The organism is uncultured Georgenia sp., assembly GCF_937958535.1.
GTDB lineage: Bacteria > Actinomycetota > Actinomycetes > Actinomycetales > Actinomycetaceae > Oceanitalea.
In genome coordinates this window covers 1-22303 of the sequence record NZ_CALGNQ010000192.1, presented here as the reverse complement: position 1 = coordinate 22303, position 22303 = coordinate 1, and the positions used below count along the sequence as shown (strand labels likewise).

The window sequence follows — 22303 nt, the reverse complement described above, 5'->3', positions numbered from 1 at the left end:
CGGCGCGGGCCATGAAGGCGCGGATGTCCTTGGGCAGGCAGCCGCCGCCGAAGCCGACCCCGGCACGGAGGAACTTCTTGCCGATGCGGTCGTCGTGGCCGATGGCCTCGGCGAGCTGGACGACGTCGGCGCCGGTGGCCTCGCACAGCTCGGCCATGGCGTTGATGAAGGAGATCTTGGTGGCCAGGAAGGAGTTGGCGGCGACCTTGACCAGCTCGGCGGTGGCGTAGTCGGTGAGCAGTCGGGGGATCTGCTGGCGGTTGATGAGGTCGTCGTAGACCTCGTCCAGCACCGTGCGGCCGATCTGGGCGGCCTGCTCGTCGCGGGGCAGGCCGTAGACCATGCGGTCGGGGGAGATGGTGTCCTGCACCGCGAAGCCCTCGCGCAGGAACTCCGGGTTCCACACCAGGATCGCCCCGCGGGCCTCGACCTGGGCGGCGATCTGGGCGGCGGTGCCCACTGGCACGGTGGACTTGCCCACCACCACCGGCGGGCCCTGGGGGGTGGGGGCCAGGTGGGGCAGCAGGGAGGCCACCGCGCCGTCGACCTGGGACATGTCCGCGGCGTAGGAGCCCTCCTGCTGGGGGGTGCCCACCCCGATGAAGTGCACCCGGGCCCCGGCCACGTCGGCGAAGTCGGTGGAGAAGCGCAGCCGCCCTGCCCGGACGTTGCGCTCCAGCAGCTCCTCGAACCCGGGCTCGTGGAACGGGGCCTTGCCCTGGCCCAGCCGCGCCACCTTCGCGGCGTCCACGTCGATGCCCACCACGTCATGACCCAGCTCGGCCATCGAGGCAGCGTGCACCGCACCCAGGTAGCCACAACCAATCACCGAAATTCGCATGAGGACACACTAACCAGGCCGACGTTGGACGCAGATGAGACGAGTTTTGGAGCTCGATGAGAGCCCGCCGCACGATCCGACCGGTTTCGCCCTCCCAGACCCGCCGGTAGGTTGCCGCGCATGAGCATTCACGGGGGGCGCATCGCGGGGTACCTCACAGCGGTCGGCCTGGCCGCTGCCGGGGCAGCAACGGCGCCTGCGGCGGCCGCGCAGGAGGAGCCGGCCGCGCCGTCCACGCAGGAGGCGAGCGACGCCGTCGTCCTCGCACTCACCGACGACGCCGGAGCCCGGACCGAGCTCGCCGCAGCGAGCGAGGACGCGGCCGTGCTCACGCCCGGGCTCGACGTGCCGGAGTTCTACGTCGCCGCCGTCACCTGGGAGGGCGGTGACACCCCCGACGAGGACATCGCCCTGCGGGTCCGCACCGACGACGGGTGGACGGCGTGGACCGACCTCGAGCCGGACACCGTCGTGGAGGGCAGCGTGGGCGGCACCGAGCCGTACGTCGTCGGCGGTGCCACCGGGGTCCAGGTCCGTCTCGCCGGCGGTGACGGCGAGCTGCCCCGGGGGCTGGAGCTCCACCTCATCCCACCGGACCCGGGCGAGGAGCACACCGTGGCCACCTCCCCCGAGGCCGTCGCCGAGATCGCCGCACAGAGCGGCACGCGGTCCGTCACGGCGGCCGCCCCACCCACGCCGCGGGACGCGCCCGCCGCTGGGCAGGTGGAGGCGGAGTCCGGGGTGTCGGCCTCGGCACCGCGCGTCGTCTCGCGGGCGGGCTGGGGCGCGGACGAGTCGACGATGACGTGGACGATCCGCAACGACCCGCTGCGGGCGGCGGTGGTGCACCACACGGCCGGCACGAACAGCTACACCGCAGCACAGTCGGCGAGCATCGTGCGCGGCATCTACCACTACCACGCCATCACCCGGGAGTGGGGGGACATCGGGTACAACTTCCTCGTCGACAAGTACGGCCAGGTCTTCGAGGGACGGGCGGGCTCCGTCGCCGCGCCCGCCGGGCAGATGCCCGAGGCGGGCCACGCCCGCGGGTTCAACCGCGGCACCCTTGGCATCTCGGTGCTCGGCGACTACACCACCCTCTACGCACCGGACTCGATCCTGCAGACGATGGCGCGGGTCATCGCGTGGAAGTTCGACGCCGCCGGCATCGACATGAGCACGCCCAGCGGCTTCATCTCCCCCGGCACGGCGCACCGACCCAAGGGGCAGAACCTCCCGCGCGTCTTCGCCCACCGGGACGTCGGCAACACGACCTGTCCGGGCAACAACATCTACGCCCGCATCCCCCAGCTGCACGAGCGCGTGGCGGCGCTGGTCGACGGCGACGACTACCACCTGCGCAACAGCCTCTCCGGAGGGGCCGCCGACCTCAGCTTCACCCTCGGGCTGTCCACCGACCAGGTGCTCGTCGGGGACTGGGACGGCGACGGCACGGACACCCTGGCCATGCGCCGCGGCAACACCTACCTCCTCTACGACGCCCACCCCGGGCAGAAGTTCCGCACCATCCGGTACGGGCGGCCGGACGACGTCGTCCTCGTCGGGGACTGGAACGGTGACGGCACCGACACCCTCGCCGTGCGGAGGGGCCAGGAGTACCACATCAAGAACTCCGTCTCCGGAGGGGCGGCCGACCGGGTCGTGCGCTACGGGCGCGCGGGCGACGACGTGCTCGTGGGCGACTGGGACGGTGACGGGCGCGACACGCTCACCGTGCGCCGCGGCAGCGAGTACCACATCCGCAATGCGCTGCGCGGCGGGGATGCGGACGTCGTCCTGCGGTACGGCCGGGCGGACGACGTCGTCCTCGTCGGGGACTGGGACGGCAACCGACGGGACACCTTCGCGGTGCGGCGTGGCAACCGGTACCACGTGAAGAACGCGCTGCGCGGCGGGGACGCCGATGTCGTCCTGCCCTACGGCCGGGCGGACGACGTCGTCCTCGTCGGGGACTGGAACGGCGACGGGAGCGACACCTTCGGGGTGCGCCGCAGCCGCTGACCGCGCGACCCGATGTCGGTGGGCGGGGCTACGGTCGCTCGTGCACGGGGGCCCCTACTGACACACAGGAGTTCGCGTGATGACAAGACGCGTGCTGACCGCCACGGCGGCGGTCATGCTCTCTCTGGGACTGGCGGTCGGTGCAAGCGCACCGGCGACGGCCAAGGGTGAGGCCGTCGGAGGTACCGGCAACGAGTACTTCCTCACCAACGACTTCTCCTCCACCGCGCACCGGTTCATCTACGGGCGCGCCGACGACGAGCTCTTCATCGGCGACTGGGACGGTGACGGTCGCGACACCCTCGCCATCCGGCGGGGGAAGACCTTCTACGTCACCAACTCCCTCACCGGCGGTGCCGCCGAGCGGGTCTTCAAGTACGGCCGGCCCGGCGATGTCGTCCTCGTCGGCGACTGGAACGGCGACGGCAAGGACACCTTCGCGGTGCGCCGCGGCAACGAGTACCACGTGAAGAACTCGGTCTCCGGCGGCGCTGCCGACCGCGTCTTCCGGTACGGGCGGGCCGACGACACCGTCCTCGTCGGTGACTGGGACCGAGACCGGCGTGACACCTTCGCGGTGCGCCGCGGCAGCCAGTACCACGTGAAGAACTCGCTGCGCGGCGGGCCCGCGGACACTGTCGTCAACTACGGCCGGGCGAGCGACGACGTGCTCGTCGGAGACTGGGACGGCGACGGTCGCGACACCTTCGCCGTGCGCCGCGGCAACGCCTACCACATCGCCAACGCCATCCGGGGCGGCGCCGCCGACCGTGTGGCGCACTACGGCAAGGCGAACGACACCGTCTTCGTCGGTGACTGGAACCGGGACGGCAGGGACACGATCGGTCTGCGCCGGGTCGCGACGCCGCGACCGGCCCAGCCCGCACCGGTCAAGGTCCGCCGTATCAAGGACGGCACCCACCGGGTCAACACGGACATCCAGCCGGGGGTCTACCGAGCCCCCGGGGGCGACCGCTGCTACTGGGAGCGGCTGTCAGGGTTCCGCGGGACCCTCGACGACATCCTCGCCAACGGGTACGGCGACGTGCGTCCGATCGTGCGCATCAAGCGCGGCGACGCCGGCTTCTCCACCGAGCGGTGCGGGACGTGGACCAGCGTGGAGGCGACCTTCCCGAAGACTCCCGCATCGAGCTTCGGTGACGGGACGTACGTCGTCGGCGGCCACATCCGGCCGGGAACGTACCGTGCGTCCGGTGGCTCACGGTGCTACTGGGAGCGTCTGTCCAACTTCACCGGTGAGCTCCGGGACATCAAGGCCAACTCCTACGGTCGGAGCAACCCGACCGTGACCATCTCCTCCTCGGACGCCGGGTTCTCCACGTCGAACTGTGGGACCTGGCGCCGCATCTAGCCTAGCGCCGCCGCGCGGGCCCGGGCTCAGCCTCGGGCCCGCGCCCGCAGCTCGGTGAGGAAGGCCTGGACGTCCTCCCAGCCAGGTAGCAGGCCGGACTCGCGGGCCTCGGCGAGGCTCGGTGCCTCCCGGTCCTTGTCGGAGAGGATCGGCTCGATGGGGCGGCCCTGCCGGTCGGTGGTCGGCCAGTCGATACCGATCGCGGGGTCCAGGGGGTTCACGCCGTGCTCGCGCCCCGGCGCGTACGTCGCCGAGCACAGGTAGATCACGGTGGAGTCGTCCTCCAGGGAGCAGAACGCATGGCCCAGCCCCTCGGAGACGTAGACGGCGCGCCGGTCCACGTCGTCGAGCAGGACGCTGTCCCACCGGCCGAAGGTCGGGGAGCCGACCCGGATGTCGACGACGACGTCGAGCACCGCCCCCCGCGGGCACATGACGTACTTCGCCTGGGAGGGCGGGACGTCGGCGAAGTGGATGCCACGCACCACCCCGGCGGCCGACACCGAGGAGTTCGCCTGGCGCAGGTCCAGCGGGTGCCCGACCGCCTCGACGAACCGCGGCTCGCTGAACGCCTCGAGGAACACGCCGCGCGGGTCGGCGAACTGCTTCGGGGTGATCTCCCAGGCCCCCGGCACGGCCAGTTCTCGGAACTCCACGAGCACACTCCTTCATCCGGTCCACGTCCCGGATCAGGCTAGGGCACGTAGGCTGCCGCCCGTGAGCGTTGAGGAGACTCGCTGGCTCGTGGCCGGCGCCGGCGGCATGCTCGGGACCGACCTCGTGGGGCTGCTGCGCGGGCGCGGCGCGCGGGTGACCGCGCTGGGACGGCACGACCTGGACGTCACCGACGAGACACAGGTGATGCAGCAGGTGCGCGAGGTCGACGTCGTCGTCAACTGCGCCGCCTGGACGGCCGTCGACGACGCCGAGACCCGTGAGGCCGAGGCGTTCGTGCTCAACGCCGTCGCGCCCCAGCTGCTCGCCCGCGCGGCCCGGCTGGCCGGGGCGCGGATGGTCCACGTGTCCACGGACTACGTCTTCGACGGCAGCGCCACCCGGCCCTACGCCGAGTCGGCGCCGCTGGCGCCGCGCTCCGCCTACGGCCGGACCAAGGCCGCGGGCGAGTGGGCGGTGCGCGCCGAGTGCCCCGACCACCTCGTCGTGCGGACGGCCTGGCTGTACGGCGCGCACGGCGCCTGCTTCCCCAAGACGATGGCCCGCCTCGCCGCCGAGCGCGACGAGCTCAGCGTCGTCGCCGACCAGGTCGGCCAGCCCACGTGGACGGCCGACCTCGCCGACCTCGTCCTGCGGCTCGTCGACGCCGGGGCCCCGGCCGGGACGTACCACGGCACCTCCTCCGGGGAGACCTCCTGGCACGGCTTCACCCGGGAGATCGTCCGGACGCTCGGACGCGACCCCGAGATGGTGCGGGAGACCACCACCGACGCGTTCCCGCGCCCCGCCCCGCGCCCGGCCTACTCGGTGCTCGGCCACGAGGCGCTCGCCGCCGTCGGGGTGGAGCCGATCGGCCACTGGGCCGAGCGGTGGACCGTCGCCGCACCGCAGGTGCTGGGACCGACGCCCGCCTGAGCCGGCGCACCGAGGGCCGGGCGGACGCAGACCCGAGATACCGCAGCGTCGCAGGCGACCGACGCCCAGGGGCGCTGCCTGTCACCCCCGCTCGAGGAGCGTGCGCAGGTAGGCGCCGTACCCGGACTTCTCCAGCGCCGCGGCGCGCTCGGCGAGCTCGGCGTCGGTGAGGAAGCCCTGGCGCCAGGCCACCTCCTCCGGGCAGCCCATCTTCAGCCCCTGCCGTGCCTCGACGGTACGGACGAAGTTCGTCGCGTCGGCCAGCGAGTCGAAGGTCCCGGTGTCGAGCCACGCGGTGCCGCGCGGCAGCACCTCCACGTGCAGCGCCCCGCGCTCCAGGTAGACCCGGTTGACGTCGGTGATCTCGTACTCGCCGCGGGCGGAGGGCTCCAGCGCCTTGGCGATCTCGATGACGTCGTTGTCGTAGAAGTACATCCCCGGCACGGCGTAGGAGCTCTTCGGCCGGGCGGGCTTCTCCTCCAACGACACCGCCCGGAAGTTCTCGTCGAACTCCACGACGCCGTAGGCGGTGGGGTCGGCCACGTGGTAGGCGAAGATCGCGCCGCCCTCCACGTCGTGGAAGCGGGAGAGCGTCTGGCCCAGGCCGGGCCCGTAGAAGATGTTGTCGCCCAGGACGAGCGCCGCGCTGTCCCCGCCGATGAACGACTCCCCGAGCACGAAGGCCTGGGCCAACCCGTTGGGCACCTCCTGCACGGTGTAGGAGATCGAGATCCCGAACTGCGCGCCGTCCCCGAGCAGCCGCTGGAAGGCCTCCCGGTCGTGCGGGGTGGTGATGACGAGCACGTCCCGGATCCCCGCCAGCATGAGCGTGGTCAGTGGGTAGTAGACCATCGGCTTGTCGTAGACGGGCACCAGCTGCTTGCTCACGCCGAGCGTGATCGGGTGCAGCCTGGTCCCGGAGCCTCCGGCAAGAATGATTCCGCGCATGGCACCAGTCTTGCCCATGGCCGGCCCGCCGCGGGCACGGACGAAGATGCTTCCCGACGGTGCGGATCCTAGAGTGAAGGCCGTCACAGGTCGACGAGCGGAGCCACGAGGTGGCGGGTTCGGGGGAGTCATGACATCACGACGCACCGTCGGCGCGGCGGCAGCGCTGGCCGCGGCCCTGCTGGCGCTCGCGGCACCGGCAACCGGGGCTCCGGGCGCGGAGGCCGACGCCATGGGCGGCGAGGTCGGTGGACGCGGCGCGCACTACCACCTCACCGACGGCTGGGACGGGACGACCGACCGCGTGCTGACCTACGGGCGCAGTGACGACCGGGTGCTCGTGGGGGACTGGAACGGGGACGGGGTGGACACCCTCGCGGTGCGCCGGGGCGCGACCTACCACCTGACGAACCGGCTCTCCGGGGGCCAGGCGGACCGCGTGGTCACCTACGGCCGCGCCGACGACGACGTGTACGTCGGGGACTGGGACGGTGACGGCATCGACACCCCGGTCGTGCGGCGCGGGGCCACGTACCACTTCACCAACGGGCTGTCCGGCGGGGAGGCCGACCGGGTCGTCACCTTCGGCAGGCCCGACGACGTCGTCGTCATCGGCGACTGGGACGGCGACGGGCGCGACACCTTCGGCGTGCGGCGCGGGGCGACCTACCACCTGAAGAACTCGATGCGCGGCGGCGACGCCGACCTCGTCGTGACCTTCGGCCGTGCGGACGACGAGACCGTCGTCGGCGACTGGGACGGCGACGGCCGCACGACGCTCGGGATCCGACGTGGCAACGACGTCCACATCCGCAACGCGCTGTCCGGCGGCCCCGCCCACCGGGTCGTCACCTTCGGCCGTCCGGGCGACGCCGTGCTCGTCGGGGACTGGGACGGCGACGGCAGCGACTCCCTCGGCCTGCGCACCGACCGGCGCGGCCAGCAGCCGCCGACCGACGACTTCAGCGACTTCGACGCCGCGATGGTCGACCTCATCAACGCGGAGCGTGCCGACGCCGGGGTCCCGGCGATCGCCGTGTGGCCGGCGCTGCGGGCCGGTGCCCTGGACCACTCGGCGTGGATGGCGCAGACCGGCACCTTCGAGCACGCCGCACCGGAGGTCATCGCGGCCGACGGCGACGCCGCAGGCTGCGCCGCGACGGCAGAGAACATCTTCTGGGGCACCTACCATTTCGCCGACGACCCCGAGGCCGTGCTCACCGAGTACATGAGCTCCGCGAGCCACCGGGAGAACATCCTCGACCCGGCCAACCGCTACATCGCGATCGGCACCGTCGAGGCGGCGAACGGCAACATCTACAACACCCAGCGCTTCGCGAGCAGCTGCTCCTGACGGGCGCGTGGGCGCCGCGCACACGGGGCGCGGCGCCTTCCGCCTGCCCCCGCACGCCGGGTTACCGTAGGACGGGACCGGCACGGCACCCGCCTGCCGACGTGGAGAGGTGGTCATGCGCCGAGTGCTCGGAGTGCCGCGTGCGTACGCGTGGGGCTCGCCGTCGGCGATCCACGAGCTCGTCGGCACGGAGCCGGACGGCACACCGTTGGCCGAGCTGTGGTTCGGTGCCCACCCCACCGGTCCCGCGCCCACCGAGGACGGCACCACCGACCTCGCCGCCCTCATCGCCGCCGACCCGGAGGGCACGCTGGGACGCGACGTCGTCGCCCGCTTCGGTCCCGACCTGCCCTACCTGCTCAAGCTCATCGCCCCGGACAGCCCGCTGTCCCTCCAGGTCCACCCCGACCTGGAGCGCGCGCAGGAGCGGTTCGCGGCGGAGAACGCGGCCGGCGTGCCGCTGGACGCACCGTGGCGCAACTACCGCGACCCGAACCACAAGCCCGAGCTCGTCTTCGCGCTGACGACCTTCGAGGCGGTGTGCGGCTTCCGCGCCCCACGGCGCGCCGCCGAGCTGCTCGCCGACCTCGACGCCCCGCTCGCCCGGAGGCTCCACCGCGAGCTCGCGGCGGACCCGACCCCGGGCGGCATGCGCAGCGCCTTCACGACACTGCTCCACGAGGCGTCCCGTCCCTCCCCGGAGGAGGTGGCGCAGGTGGTCGACGCGTGCCGCACCCGCGCCGAGCAGGGCTCGCCGTCGCCCCGCGCGGACGCCATCGTCGTCCGCCTGGCGGAGCACTACCCGGACGACCCCGGCGTCGTCGCCTCGCTCCTCCTCAACCCGGTGACCCTGCACCCCGGGGACTCGCTCTTCGTCCCCGCCGGCGGCGTGCACGCCTACCTGTCCGGGCTCGCGGTCGAGGTCATGGCCTCGTCGGACAACGTGCTGCGCGCCGGCCTCACCCGCAAGCACGTCGACGTGGCCGAGGTGCTCGACTGCGTCGACTACGTCGCCGCCCCGCCCATCCGGGTCGCCCCGGAGGTCTTCCACGGCGCCACCCGCGTCTTCTACGCACCGGTCGACGACTTCGAGCTGTCCGTGACCCGGCTCGCCGACGGCGACAGCGCCGACGGCGCCCGCCCGCTGCCCGGGCGTGGCCCCCGGGTGCTGCTGTGCCTCGACGGTGAGGTCGAGGTGCGGGCGGCGGCGTCCTCGCTCACCCTGGCGCGTGGACAGGCCGCGTTCGTCCGCGCCGACGACGGTCCCCTGACCGTCGCCGGCGCGGGCACCCTGGTCCAGGCCGACGTCCCCTGACGCCCCAGGCGACACCGGCGCCACGTCGGGCCGGCCCGGACCGCGGCGGACCGGCGCCTACCGGCTCTCGGCGGGGACGGGGACGTCGGCGAGACGGAGCAGCAGGTCACGCACCTCGGTGGCCCGGACGTGCTCGGTGCGCGTGGCGGGGTCGGAGCACAGGAGGACCGGGCCCTGGTCCGGGTGGTCGGGCAGGCGGCCGTGGCTGCCGCCCAGCGGCGAGGGGTCGAGCGGGACGACGTCCATGAGGTAGCGCATCCCGATCTTCTTGCGCAGCAGCGCCGTGGCCGCGCGCAGCTTGACCCACCGGTCCGCGGGGTCCATGAACAGCTCGACCGGGTCGTACCCGGGCTTCTTGTGGATCTCCACCAGCCGGGCGAAGTCCGGGGCGTCCTTGTCGTCGAGCCAGTAGTAGTACGTGAACCAGGCGCGCGGCTCCGCGATGAGGACGAGCTCCCCGGAGCGGGGGTGGTCCAGCCCGTGCGTCCGCTTGCCCTCCTCGTCGAGCACCTGCTCGACCCCGGGCAGCGCCGCGAGTAGGTCGCGCACCGCCGGGACGTCCTCCGGCTTGCGCACGTACACGTGCGCCACCTGGTGGTCGGCCACGGCGAAGGCCCGGGACGTCCAGGTGTCGAGGATCTCCCCGGTCGAGTTGCGGTGGACGTGGAGCAGGCCGGCGCGGCGCAGCGCCCGGTTGACGTCCACCGGCTGGTCGACGTCGGTGATGCCGTACTCGCTGAGCACCACGACGGTGGCGCCCATCGCCTCGGCGTCGTCCAGCAGCGGGGCCAGTGCCTCGTCGACCTCCCGGGCCGCCCGCACCGCCTCCGGACCGGAGGAGCCGTACCGCTGCAGGTCGTAGTCCAGGTGCGGGATGTAGGAGAAGGTCATGTCGTGGTCGGGCAGCACCCGCCGGGTGGCGCCGATGATCCACTTGGAGGACTCGATGTTGGCCCCCGGCCCCCAGAACGTGAAGAGCGGGAAGGGCCCCAGCTCGGCGACCAGCTCGTCGTGCAGCGAGGGCGGCCAGGTCCAGCAGTCGGGCTCCTTGCGACCGTCCGCGTGGTACTCCGGCCGCGGCGTGATCGTCGTGTCGACGTCGGCGCCCATGGCGTACCACCAGCACACGTTGGCCACGCGGTAGCCGGGCCGGTGCCGCCGGATCGTCTCCCACACCCGCTCGCCCTCGACGAGGCCGCTGTGCTGGCGCCACAGCAGGACGTCACCCAGGTCGCGGAAGAGCCAGCCGTTGCCGACGATGCCGTGCTCGCTCGGCAGCAGGCCGGTGAGGTACGTCGACTGGGCGGTGCAGGTCACCGCGGGCAGCACCGTGTCCAGCGTGGCCCGGTAGCCCCGCTCGGCGACGCGCCGCAGCCGCGGCATGTGCTCCAGCAGCCGAGGGGTCAGGGCGACGATGTTGAGCACCAGGACCTTGTCGTTCATGCGTCCTCCAGTCCGAGCGAGACCAGCTGCTCCCGGGCGTACCGCAGCTCGGCCGCGATACCGGTCACCAGACCGGCGTCGTCGGCCGGGCGCTGGTCGGCCGGCAGCACGGTCCACGTGTAGGTCTCCACCTCGAGGTGGTCGGTGAGCGGGTGCTCGCCGCCGACGAGCTCCCGCAGCGATTCGGTGAGCTCCGCCGCGGTGCTGCCGAGCGGGTCGCGGGGGGCGGAGTGCAGCGGCAGGTGGAAGTGGATGCGCCACGGCTCCCGGCCGGGCAGCGGGTCCCGGTCCAGCGCGTCGGGCAGGTCGTCCCGGCCGAGCACCCCGTCCTGCGACGGCTCACGCACCTGGTGGAGGAATCGGTCCTCGACGAAGTCGGCGAGCAGCGCCCGCGCCGGTGCCGACGCCGGGTCCGCCACGTGGAGGGCGGCCGACACCTGGGACTTGACGACCGGCAGCCCGGCGTCACGGAGCCGGGCCACGGCGGGGGCCGGCTCCTCGAAGGCGGTCGCGAGGTGACAGGTGTCGACGCACACCCCGAGGAGCTCGGTGTCGATGTCGGACAGCTCCCGCACGGCGTCGGTCGTCGTCTCGACGACGCAGCCCGGCTCGGGCTCGAAGCCGACCCGCACGGTGCGCCCGGTGCGGTCGCGCAGCCGGGCCAGCCCGGTGGCGAGCTCGGCGAGGTGCGCCCGGGCGGCCGCCGCCCGCTCGGGGGACCACGGCGTGTGCCAGGCCAGCGGCAGCGTGCTGATGCTCCCGCGCGCGGCGTCCTCCGGGAGGAGGCCGGCGAGCACCTGGGCCGCGTCCAGGGTGTAGTCGAGGCGCTCGCGCTCCGTCCAGTCCGGGCGATAGACGCGGTGCTTGACCACCGGGTCGTGGAACCCGCCGTACGGGAAGGCGTTGAGGGTGACGACCTCCAGGCCCTGCTCCTCGAGCAGCGCTCTCAGCGCCGCCACTGCAGCCGGGTCCGCCGCCAGCCGTCCGGCGGCCTGCGCGGGCAGCCACAGGCCCAGGCCCAGCCGGTCCACGCCGAGCTCGGCACGCACCGGGCCGACGAACCGGCGCAGCTGCTCGTGGATCCCGGCAAGGTCCTCGGCGGGGTGGACGTTGCTGCAGTAGGCGAGGTGGACCGTGGTGCCGTCGGGGTGACGCAGCCGCACCGGTCAGACCTCGGCGTCGGCGCGCTCGCCCCGCAGGATCGAGTTGCCCTCGAACGTCGCGGCCGGGGCGGCGGTGGTGTCGTACCCGAGGAGCAGGCGGCCGCTCTGGCCGAAGAACTCCACGGGATTGCGCCACAGCACCTTGTCCACGTCGTCCTCGGAGAACCCGGCCTCGAGCATCGCCCGGCCCGTCTTCACGGTCTTCAGCGGGTCGCTGCGCCCCCAGTCCGCCGCCGAGTTGACGAGCACCCGCTCCAGCCCGCGCTCCTGGAGGATCGCGACCATGCGGTGCTCGTCCATCTTCGTGTCCGGGTAGATCGAGAACGCGAGCCAGCAGCCGGCGTCGTCGACCATCTCCACGGTGGTCTCGTTGAGGTGGTCGACGACCACCATGCCGGGGTCGATGCCCACCTCGCGGACGAGGTCGAGCGTGCGACGGGTGCCGGCGGCCTTGTCCCGGTGCGGGGTGTGCACCATGGCGGGCAGGCCGTGCTCCCCGGCCAGCTCCAGCTGGCGCCGGAAGACGTCGGTCTCGGCGTCGGTCATGGAGTCGAAGCCGACCTCGCCGACGGCGACCACGCCGTCCTTGGCGAGGTAGCGCGGCAGGATGTCGAGCACCCCCACGCAGCGGGGGTCGTTCGCCTCCTTCGGGTTGAGCGCGATGGTCGCGTGGTGGGCGATGCCGAACTGCGAGGCGCGGAACCGCTCCCAGCCGATGAGACTGTCGAAGTAGTCGACGAACGACTCCACGCTCGTGCGCGGCTGGCCGAGCCAGAAGGCCGGCTCGACGAGCGCCCGGACGCCGGCCGCGTACATGGCCTCGTAGTCGTCCGTGGTGCGCGAGGTCATGTGGATGTGCGGGTCGAAGATGCGCATGGAAACTCCTGTCGAGGGGTGGTCAGGCGGACGGGCTCAGCGCGGCGGCGACGTCGGGGAACTGGTCCAGCACGTGCGGGGCGCGGTCGAGGACGAGACGGGCGTCGTCGGGCACGCTGCGGCCCGCGGCGAGGCGCTCGTGGACGTAGGCGGCGACCATCCGGCCCAGCTCGTCGTCGGTGCGTTCCGCGAGCCGGTCCACGGCGCGCAGCGGGACCCCGACGAACAGGCACTTGAGCACGCCCTGGCGCCACGTGGCGGGGTCGAGGTGGACGCCCGCCCAGGTCCCCATGGCGGCCGCGACCAGCCGGATGTCGTTGGTCCGCAGGGCGTCCTCGACGATCGGCTGCGCCTCGGGGCCGAGGACGTCCAGTGCGCGCAGGACGGCACGCTTCTCGTCCCCGTCCCCGTAGCGGTACAGCGCGGTGACCTCGCGCAGCGTCGTCTCGCCGTCGGTGTGCTCCGCCAGCACGGCGATGAGCACCGCCCGGACGGCGTCGTCCAGGGTGGGCCCGAACATCCCGGTGGGGTCGTCGGGGTCGAGCGGACCCCGGCCGACCTCGCGGGCGGCGGCGGGGAAGATCCGCCCGATCGCGGCCGGGTCACCCGCCACCTGGTCCGCCAGCTCCGACAGGCGCTGGGCAGCGTCCGCGGAGAGGTGGTCGGTGAGGGTACCGCGCAGCTGTTGGGACCGGTTCATCTCAGCTCCTCACTCGGTGCGACGTGACGGTGTCGAGCGCGGCCCGCAGCACGGCGAGCGACCGCTCGGCCACCGCTGGGGCGGCATGGCTGTGCCGGCTCAGCTCGACGGAGACGAGCCCCGTGTACCCGATGTCCACGAGGGCGGCCAGGGTGGCGGGTACGTCGACGTCCCCCTCGCCGAACTCCAGGTGCTCGTGCACCCCGCGCTTCATGTCCTCGATCTGGATGTGGGCGACGATGCCGGCGTGCGTCCGGATGAGCTCGTGCGGGTCGGCCGACTCGGTGACCAGGGCGTGGCCGACGTCGAGCGTGGCCTGCAGGGCCGCCGGGCTGCCGAGCCGGGAGCGCAGCTCCTCCACACCGGCGAGCCGGTCGACGAACATCCCGGGCTCCGGCTCGAAGGCGAGCCGGACACCGGCGGCCTCGGCGTGCTCGACGACGGGAGCCAGCCCCGACACGAGCCGTTCCCAGCCGACCTCCGGGCTGGTGCCGGCAGGCAGGACTCCCGACCACAGGTGGACGACGTCGCCGCCGAGGTCGACGGCGATGTCCACCGCCCGGCGGACGAGGTCCGCGCGTTCCTCGCGCCGTTCGGCGGAGACGAACGTGGGCTCGTGCTTGCGCCAGGGGTCGAGCACGTAGCGGGCACCGGTCTCGACCGCGACCGCGAGGCCGTGACGCTCGAGGAGCCCGGCGGTCTGGCTCACCCGGGCGGCGAGCCCGGGTGCGAACGGGTCGAGGTGCTGGTGGTCGAGGGTGAGGGCGACCCCCTCGTACCCGAGCTCGGCGAGGATGGCGAGGACGTCGGGCAGCCGGTGGTCGGTGAACCCGTTCGTCCCGTAGGAGAAGCGCAGCGTCATGTCGGTGAGATCCTCTTCGCGGCGGCACGGATGGCAGGGACGGCGGCCATGAGGACCGCGGCGAGTGCGGCCTTGCCGCCGCGGGCGACGAGGGCGGCCTGCAGCGGCACCATGCCCCGGATCCCGGTGCCGGTGGCACGCCGCACGGTGGGCGCGTCCGGGGTGCGTACGGCCTCGGCCTGCGCCCGCCCGACCGAGTAGGCGTAGCTGCCCGCCAGCGCGACCGACGCCAGGCGTGCCACCCGGCTGCGCGGTCGTCCCGGTCGCAGGGCGCTCCCGGCGACGGTGGCCGCGACCCCCGCCGTCGTGGCGAGTGCCGCCCCGGCCACCCCGGGCGACGAGCCGTGCACCTCACCGCGGCTCAGCGCGGTCACCGAGCACGTGTGGGCGCCGAGCGCGAGCGCCGCGGGCAGCGCCCGCCGCGGAGCGGCCGAGCCGCCGAGCAGCACGTCGAGAGTGCGGGCGGCGGCCATGACGACCGGACCCAGCGGGGTGGGCTTGGCGGCCATGTCGTAGAGCCACACCGTCCCCGCGAGCGGGACCGCGACGGCAAGGGCGCGTCGCCCGGCGAGGGCGGAGAGCGTCAGCCCCGCCGCGGTGAGACCTCCGGCCACGCGCAGTGCCGTCTGCGGGCTCACCCGCCCGGAGGGGATGGGGCGCTCGGGACGCTCGGCGGCGTCCAGGTCACGGTCCGCGTAGTCGTTCAGCGCCATCCCGGCCCAGTACAGGCAGGTGGAGGAGCCGGCGAGGACCGCGGTGCGCCAGCCGAGCGTGCCGGCCGCGGCTGCGCCGGCCAGGGCGTCGCCCGGGACGGACAGGGCCGCCGGGAGCCGGACGAGCTCGGCGATGTCGCGGGCGGAGGTCATGCCGAGGCACCCAGCTGCTCGCACCACCGGGCCAGCGCGCGCCACTGCCCGGCCAGCGTGTGGTCCATCGCGCCCAGCGGGTCCTTGAAGAAGAACGCCAGCGCCCCGAGCACCCCACTCTCCCCACGCTCGTGGGCGCGGGCGGTGAGCCGGACGAGGTCGAGGACGAGTGGCGCGGCGAGTGCCGAGTCGCAGCCCTGCCAGGTGAACTGCATCGTCATCCGGGTCCCGAGGAAGCCCTCGAAGGAGATGTGGTCCCAGGCCGTCTTCCAGTCCCCGAGGTCCTCGACGAAGTCGATGTGCATGGGCCCCTCGACGTGGTAACCGAGCATCGCGTCGAGCCCGGCCCCCTTCGTCGTCGTCTTGCTGACCGCCGCGCGCGGGTCGGCGAGGGTCTTCCCGTCACCGCCCCCGAGCATGTTGTACGACGCCCACGACAGCACCCGCAGGGCGCGGGTGCCGAACATCGGGGCGAGGGCCGACTTCACCAGCGTCTCGCCCGTCTTGCCGTCGCGGCCGGCCCACGGCAGCTCCTGCTGCTTGGCCAGCTCGGTCAGCGCCCCGAGCGTCGCGCCCGGGCTGGGGGTGAAGGAGACGAGTGGAGCCTCGGCGCGGAAGGCGGCGTAGGCGTACAGCGAGCTCTGCGGCAGCGGCGCGTCGCCGGAGTCCAGGGCGGCCTCGAGGGCGGCCAGGGTCTCCAGCTCCGGCTGCTGCTCGACCGGGGGCTCCGTGCTCGCCACGTCGACGACGACGACGCGGTCGAGCCCGTGCTCCTCGCGGAAGGCGCGGATGTCCTGCTCGATCGCCTCGGCCGTGGCGCGCTGGGTGTCGCGCCGCGGGGCCAGGCGGATGCGCGCGTCCGCCTCGGCCAGCTGCTCGGCGAGCGCACCGACGAGCGAGGTGGGGAAGACCCCACCCTGGGCGAGCAGCTCGGCACGATCTGCCAGGGGCGTGTCGACGACGTCGTGCCCGCCGGTGACGATGCCCTCGACGGGAGGAAGGCCGGCGACGGCCACCTCGTCCAGCTCGCTGACCAGGCCGGTACGCGGCGCGAGCCCTGCGGCCACCGCCGCGGCACCGACCGTGGCCGTCGTCGCGACCGATCCTCGCGCGCCGACGAACCAGATACCGGTCCGCCTGTCGTCGCCAGCACTACCCTGGGACATCACATCACCTCGTTGTAAGCGTGTCGGGGACCGTCCATGGCACCCGAAGTTCCGCCTGTTAAGGTGAACAGTGTGCCTTAGTGCGGCATACCTTGACAAAAGACGCTAACACATCACGGCCTAGCCCCCTGGCGGTTGCCGGTTCTTGCCGTGACCGGCCGATCGACGGCGTCGTCGGTCGTCGGCGGGCCGTGGGCAGAAGGAGACGCTGTGGAGTCTAGGCCCGAGCGACCGGTCGCCGCCGTGGACACCCCGCCGACCGCCGTCGACCTCGTCAGCGCGGTGCTGTCCGATGCCCTGGGCGAGGTGCTGCCGCAGGCCACGACCCACGGGCCGCTGTACATCCGCCTGTGGGAGGAGCTGGGGCGCGCCGTGCGCGGCGGCAAACGGTTCCGCGGCCGCCTCGTCGTCGAGCTCCACGACGCTCTCGGCGGGCGGGAGCGAGGGGCCGCCGCCCAGGTGGGCGCGGCGTTCGAGCTGCTGCACGCCGGCTTCCTCGTGCACGACGACCTCATCGACCACGACACGATGCGCCGGGGCGAGCCCAACCTGGCCGCCCGCATGGCCGAGGTGGCGCGTGCCGCCGGGGCGGGCTGGGCGGGGGAGCAGCGGCTGGCCGAGGCCGCCGCGGTCCTCGCGGGCGACCTGGCCATCTCCCTGGCGCACCGGCTCGTTGCCACCGTCACGGTGCCCGCCACCGCCCACGCCAGGCTGCAGGAGGTCTTCTGGCAGACGGTGTTCGTCAGCGTCGCGGGGGAGCTCGGTGACGTCGCCGGGGCGCTGCGGCTGCAGGACCTCTCGCTCGAGGATGCGCTGCGCATCGCTGCCGAGAAGACCGCGCGCTACTCCTTCCAGGCCCCGCTCCTCGCCGGGGCCGTGCTCGCCGGGTCCCCGCCACCGGTCCAGGCGGAGGTCGAGGCCGTGGGTCTGGCGCTGGGCAAGGCCTTCCAGCTGGTCGACGACCTGCTCGGGGTGTTCGTCCCGGAGTCGGTCACCGGCAAGAGCGCGCTGTCGGACCTGCGTGAGGGCAAGGCGACGACGCTCGTCCTGCACGCCCGGACGCTGCCGGTGTGGGCGGTGCTCGAGCCGCACCTCGGCCGCCCGGACCTCGACGAGGAGACCTTCGCGGTGCTGCGCCGAGAGCTGGCACGGTCGACGGCTCCGGAGGCGGTGGCGGGGCAGGCGCGCGCCGAGCTGGAGGGTGCCCGCAGGCTGCTGGCCGCCTCGGCGGCGCTCGCGCCGGCCGCCGAGGTGATCTCGGTGGTCGTGACGATGGTCGACCGCACCCTCGGCGACGCGGAACGTTACGTCGCGGCGGCCGCAGAGGGCGAGTGACGGCCGCAAAGCCTGGTTCACGAGGTACCAAACAAAGGGTGAGACTTCGCGACTTTTGGCTTGACGATGCCTGAAGCCCTCACCTATGGTCGGCGCTGTCGTGATCTGAAGCACGTCGAGGCGTGGTGGCGACAAGGCCGCCGATCGCTCGGGGTGACGGCAGTGTGGCGGACCTCCCGCCGGCCGACGCCTCGGGGCCGGGCCCGCAGTGCCGGCACGGCTGCGCCCCGATGTGCGCGACTCAAGGAGGAATCGTGGTCCAACGATCAACGGGTCGCCGCTGGGCGACCCGAGGCGCGAGCGCGCTGCTGGCCGGCGCGCTGGTGCTGCCGCTCGGCATGAGCGGCGCACACGCCGACCCCGGAGCAGCACCGGAGGTGACCCCCGCGCAGGCGGAGGACCCGGCGCTGAACTGGGACAACTACGAGAAGATCCTGCTCACCAAGGACACCGGCGAGCCGATCGACCTCGCCGTGCTCCCCGACTCGCGGGTGCTCCACACCGCCCGTGACGGCGTCGTCCGGCTGACCGACCCGGCCACCGGGCAGACGACCGTCGTCGCCGAGCTCGACGTCTACGCCAACTCCGAGGACGGGCTCCAGGGCATCTCCCTCGACCCGAACTTCGAGGAGAACCAGTGGGTGTACCTCGTCTACGCTCCGCGCGAGATGGAGGGTGTCTCGCCCACCGGCGTGGAGTACCCCAAGACCACGCCCCCGGGGCAGGCTCCCGAGCAGCTGCCCGAGGGCGAGGACGAGAGCTACTGGGACCAGTGGCTCGGCTACAACCTGCTCGCCCGCTTCAAGTGGGACGAGGAGAACCAGCGCCTCGACCTGGACAGCGAGCAGGAGATCATCAAGGTCGACGCGCAGCGCGGTCAGTGCTGCCACGTCGGCGCGGACATGGCGTGGGACGAGGAGGGCAACCTCTTCCTCTCCACGGGTGACAACACGCCGGCCGGCACCCCGGGTGCCAACGGCTACACCCCGATCAACAACGCCCCGGGCATGAACCCCGGCTTCGACGCCCGCCGCGGCGCCGGCAACACCAACGACCTGCGCGGCGCGATCCTGCGGATCAAGCCCCTCGACGAGATCGAGGACGGCGCCGAGCCGGGCGAGGGCCGGACCTACACCATCCCCGAGGGCAACCTCTTCGACTCCCCGGAGTACGACGACGTCCGCAACAAGGTCCGTGAAGAGATCTACGTCATGGGCCTGCGCAACCCCTTCCGCATCGACTACGACATCGAGTCCGGTGCGCTGTTCTGGGGTGACTACGGCCCGGACGCCGGCTCCCGCAACGACGAGCGTGGCCCCATGGGCTACGTCGAGTGGCAGCTGACCACCGAGCCGATGAACGGCGGGTGGCCCTACTGCCACGGCCCGAACGACGGCGGCGCCTACAACGAGTGGGACTTCGCGACCGGAACGCCGGGCGACTGGTTCGACTGCGACGGAGGCCCGGAGAACAACTCCACCTGGAACACCGGCCTGCAGAAGCTCCCGCCGGTCACCGAGCCGCAGATCTGGTACGGCGACCGTCCGGGTGACCAGCCGTGGGACGAGCTGGTGACCTTCACCGACGGCTGGGGCCAGGCCCCCATGGGCGGCCCGATCTACCGCTACGACGCGGACAACGAGTCGCCGACGAAGTTCCCCGAGTTCTGGGACGGCAAGCCCTTCATGGGTGAGTTCTCCCAGGACTACGTCGCCGTCTTCGAGCTCGACGAGCTCAGCAGCGATGGCAAGGTCACCAAGATCCACAACTTCCTCCCGAACGCCGCGCTCTACGAGCAGGCGGCTCCGGAGTGGTCGGGGATCATGGACATGGAGTTCGGTCCGGACGGCAGCCTCTACGTCATGGAGTACGGCAAGGGCTTCTTCCGCCAGAACCCCGAGGCCGGCATCTACCGGATCGACTACAACGAGCAGAACAAGACGCCGCGCGCGGCCTTCACCGCCGACCCGACCTCCGGCAGCGAGGCACCCCTCGAGGTCACCTTCGACGCCTCCGCGTCCTTCGACCCGGAGGGTGAGGAGCTCACCTACGAGTGGGACTTCGACGGCGACGGCACGACCGACGCCGAGGGCGTGACCGTCACCCACACCTACACGGAGCGCGGCCAGTTCACCGTGGTCCTGCGCGCCACCGACCCGCAGGGCCTCTTCGGCCTGGCCACGCGGAAGATCACCGTCGGCAACACCGCGCCCGAGATCACGCTGAACATCGACGACGGGGCCATCTTCGACTGGGGTGACTCCTTCTCCGTCAGCGTCTCGATCCACGATGCCGAGGACGGCGACCAGCCGGTCTGCTCGCGCGTCAACTGGATCTTCGGCCTGGGCCACAACGAGCACGCCCACCCGGAGGTCTCCGGCACCGGCTGCGAGTTCACGATCCAGACGCGCGAGAGCGCTCGGGAGCACGGTGAGGGCGAGAAGATCTTCGGCACCCTCGTCGTCAACTACACCGACGAGCCGCAGGGCGACGTCCCCGCCACCACCGGCGAGACGACCCTCATCCTCAAGCCCGAGGTGCAGCAGGCCGAGTGGTACGACGCCGCCGAGGGCGTGACCGTCGTCGAGGACACCGAGGCGAGCGCCGGCAAGTACGTGACGGACTTCGACGAGGGTGACTCGCTCACCTTCCGGCCGATGGCCTTCACGCACGCGCCGACCGGCGAGACCATCGACACCGTGACCGCCCGCGGCTCCGGTGAGGGAACCATCTCCCTCACCTGGGCGGGTGCGGACGCGGCCTTCGCCGAGCTCGAGTTCACCGGCGCCGACGGCTGGGAGGAGGTCACCACCACCCTCACGGAGATCCCCGAGGGCTCCGGCGCGGTCGTCGTGACCACCACCGGTGGCGTCGACCTCGACGCGCTGACCTTCCTCGCCTCCGGCACCACCGAGCCCGAGGTCCCCGTCTGCGAGGACCCGGACGCCGAGGTCTCGCCCAACGACGAGTTCGACGGCACCGCCGTCGACCCCTGCCGCTGGGAGATCATCGACTACGACCCGACGCTCGCCGAGGTGAGCGACGGTGCGTACCACGTGACCACGACCGACGCGGACTTCTACGGCACGAACAACAGCCCCGTGCCGAACATCCTGCAGTCCAAGGTCCTCACCGGGGACCAGTGGACCGTGGAGACGAAGTTCACCGCCGAGCTCGCCAGCACCTACCAGCAGGGCGGGATCATGGTGCGCGCCGACGAGGACAACTACGTCAAGATCGACCCGCTCTACGCGGGCGGCAACAACCCGATCCGGGTGGAGCTGCGCAGCGAGATCGACGGCGTGGTCCAGCAGCCGCAGGACGACATCATCGGCCTGCCGCTGTCGGCGGACGACACCTACTACGTCCGGCTCACCCGCGACGGTGACACCTTCACCGGCGCCTTCTCCACGGACGGCGAGAGCTGGCAGGACCTGCCCAGCGCGGTGACCAACGACCGCCTGGACGGCGTCGGCCCCGGCGTGTACGCGCTCGGTGCCCAGCAGGACGCGCCGACCACGGTGAGCTTCGACTACTTCCGGGTGGTCGAGGACGAGGAGCCCGAGCCGCCGGTCGACCCGATCCACGTCCCCGTGGACAAGGTCTCGGTCCAGATGTTCTCCCTCATCCCGTGGGTGAACGCGGACGGGCTGGAGCCGGTGCTGGCACGCCTGGCGGAGATCGGGCTGGAGAACATCGAGCCCTTCGGCAGCAACTTCTCCGGCTACACCGCCGAGGAGTTCCGCGCCATGGTCGACGACCTCGGCCTCGCGGTGCCCTCGTCGCACTACAACGTGGACGAGGACGGCTTCGACCAGACCCTGGAGTTCGTCAAGACCCTGGGCCAGGAGTATGTCGGCTCGGGCGGCTTCGCCGCCCCGGGGATCAACACCTACGGCCGGGTGCTGCAGACCGCGCAGACGATGAACCGCCTCGGCAAGGCTTCCGTGGAGGCCGGGGTCGGGAAGTTCTTCGGCCACAACCACGACTCGGAGTTCACCACCGTGTACAACCACGGTGGCCAGGAGCTCAGTGCGTGGGAGATCCTGGTCCAGGAGACCGACCCGCGGTATGTCACCTTCGAGCTGGACGTCGCCTGGGCGGCGCACGCGGGGGTGGATGTGCCGGCGCTCATCGAGCAGTACGGGGACCGGATCGAGCTGCTCCACATCAAGGACGCCACCAACCTGGGTGGGAACCGGCCGACCTTCACCAACCTGGGTGAGGGTGAGGTCCCGCTGCAGGAGATCCTGGCGGCGGCCGAGGAGCACGCCGACATCGCGTATTACGTGATGGAGTACGACATGGCCCCGCAGGGCGAGGACTTCGTCGCCACCGGCTTCGAGTACCTCACCGGCCAGGAGGCCGGCGAGCCGCAGCCGGCGGACCCGATCCACGTCCCGGCGGACAAGGTGTCGGTGCAGATGTTCTCCCTCATCCCGTGGGT

At 72.5% G+C, this 22303-nt stretch carries 17 protein-coding genes; 7 read left to right on the top strand and 10 right to left on the bottom strand.

Annotated elements, in window-relative coordinates:
- Positions 1-841: nucleotide sugar dehydrogenase (locus tag Q0195_RS10305; protein ID WP_299277985.1), on the bottom strand; the 841-nt coding region annotated here is incomplete at its 3' end.
- A gap of 120 nt (positions 842-961) precedes the next feature.
- Between Q0195_RS10305 and Q0195_RS10300 the strand changes: the two genes are divergently transcribed.
- A complete protein-coding gene (locus tag Q0195_RS10300) occupies positions 962-2866 on the top strand; it encodes an N-acetylmuramoyl-L-alanine amidase (protein WP_299277981.1) in 1905 nt (634 codons plus the stop codon).
- Positions 2867-2945: 79 nt separating this feature from the next.
- Entirely contained in the window at positions 2946-4238 is a 1293-nt protein-coding gene (locus tag Q0195_RS10295; protein ID WP_299277979.1) for a hypothetical protein, read from the top strand.
- A 26-nt stretch (positions 4239-4264) separates the two neighbouring features.
- On the opposite strand, the gene rfbC is transcribed toward Q0195_RS10295, so the two are convergent.
- Positions 4265-4894 (bottom strand): dTDP-4-dehydrorhamnose 3,5-epimerase, encoded by a 630-nt coding sequence (gene rfbC / locus Q0195_RS10290; RefSeq protein ID WP_299277976.1) that lies wholly within the window; start codon positions 4892-4894, stop codon positions 4265-4267.
- A 61-nt stretch (positions 4895-4955) separates the two neighbouring features.
- Here rfbC and rfbD point away from each other — a divergent pair, with 61 nt between their 5' ends.
- On the top strand, positions 4956-5828 hold the full coding sequence (gene rfbD, locus Q0195_RS10285) for a dTDP-4-dehydrorhamnose reductase (protein WP_299277973.1): 873 nt from the start codon (positions 4956-4958) through the stop codon (positions 5826-5828).
- Between the two features lie 81 nt (positions 5829-5909).
- Here the strand turns inward: rfbD and rfbA are convergent, their stop codons facing one another.
- A complete protein-coding gene (gene rfbA / locus Q0195_RS10280) occupies positions 5910-6776 on the bottom strand; it encodes a glucose-1-phosphate thymidylyltransferase RfbA (protein WP_299277970.1) in 867 nt (288 codons plus the stop codon).
- A 130-nt stretch (positions 6777-6906) separates the two neighbouring features.
- Here rfbA and Q0195_RS10275 point away from each other — a divergent pair, with 130 nt between their 5' ends.
- Together Q0195_RS10275 and manA are read left to right on the top strand one after the other, a co-directional pair.
- Positions 6907-8130 carry a CAP domain-containing protein gene (locus tag Q0195_RS10275; RefSeq protein ID WP_299277967.1) on the top strand — a complete coding sequence of 408 codons (1224 nt, stop codon included), beginning with the start codon at positions 6907-6909 and terminating at the stop codon, positions 8128-8130.
- Positions 8131-8245: 115 nt separating this feature from the next.
- Complete coding sequence (gene manA / locus Q0195_RS10270; protein ID WP_299277964.1) at positions 8246-9445, top strand: mannose-6-phosphate isomerase, class I; 1200 nt, start codon at positions 8246-8248, stop codon at positions 9443-9445.
- Between the two features lie 57 nt (positions 9446-9502).
- Here the strand turns inward: manA and Q0195_RS10265 are convergent, their stop codons facing one another.
- The 7 genes from Q0195_RS10265 to Q0195_RS10235 are packed head-to-tail and all read right to left on the bottom strand — an operon-like array spanning position 9503 to position 16521.
- Positions 9503-10888, bottom strand: a complete 1386-nt coding sequence (locus Q0195_RS10265; protein WP_299277961.1) for a nucleotide pyrophosphatase/phosphodiesterase family protein — start codon at positions 10886-10888, stop codon at positions 9503-9505.
- Positions 10885-12051, bottom strand: a complete 1167-nt coding sequence (gene eboE / locus Q0195_RS10260) for a metabolite traffic protein EboE (protein WP_299277958.1) — start codon at positions 12049-12051, stop codon at positions 10885-10887. The genes Q0195_RS10265 and eboE overlap by 4 nt, the downstream gene beginning before the upstream one ends.
- Positions 12052-12054: 3 nt before the next feature.
- On the bottom strand, positions 12055-12927 hold the full coding sequence (locus Q0195_RS10255) for a TatD family hydrolase (RefSeq protein ID WP_299277955.1): 873 nt from the start codon (positions 12925-12927) through the stop codon (positions 12055-12057).
- 22 nt (positions 12928-12949) lie between these two features.
- A complete protein-coding gene (locus tag Q0195_RS10250; protein ID WP_299277951.1) occupies positions 12950-13627 on the bottom strand; it encodes an EboA domain-containing protein in 678 nt (225 codons plus the stop codon).
- A gap of 1 nt (position 13628) precedes the next feature.
- Positions 13629-14489, bottom strand: a complete 861-nt coding sequence (locus tag Q0195_RS10245) for a sugar phosphate isomerase/epimerase family protein (protein WP_299277948.1) — start codon at positions 14487-14489, stop codon at positions 13629-13631.
- On the bottom strand, positions 14486-15355 hold the full coding sequence (locus Q0195_RS10240) for an SCO3242 family prenyltransferase (protein ID WP_299277945.1): 870 nt from the start codon (positions 15353-15355) through the stop codon (positions 14486-14488). The genes Q0195_RS10245 and Q0195_RS10240 overlap by 4 nt, the downstream gene beginning before the upstream one ends.
- Positions 15352-16521: an inositol-3-phosphate synthase gene (locus Q0195_RS10235; protein WP_299277943.1), complete on the bottom strand. Its 1170-nt coding sequence runs from the start codon at positions 16519-16521 to the stop codon at positions 15352-15354. Before Q0195_RS10235 ends, Q0195_RS10240 begins: the two co-directional genes overlap by 4 nt.
- A gap of 210 nt (positions 16522-16731) precedes the next feature.
- Between Q0195_RS10235 and Q0195_RS10230 the strand changes: the two genes are divergently transcribed.
- Together Q0195_RS10230 and Q0195_RS10225 are read left to right on the top strand one after the other, a co-directional pair.
- The gene (locus Q0195_RS10230; RefSeq protein WP_299277940.1) at positions 16732-17856 is read left to right on the top strand and encodes a polyprenyl synthetase family protein; all 1125 of its coding nucleotides are present in this window, start codon (positions 16732-16734) and stop codon (positions 17854-17856) included.
- Positions 17857-18110: 254 nt separating this feature from the next.
- Positions 18111-22303: PQQ-dependent sugar dehydrogenase (locus Q0195_RS10225; RefSeq protein ID WP_299277937.1), on the top strand; the 4193-nt coding region annotated here is incomplete at its 3' end.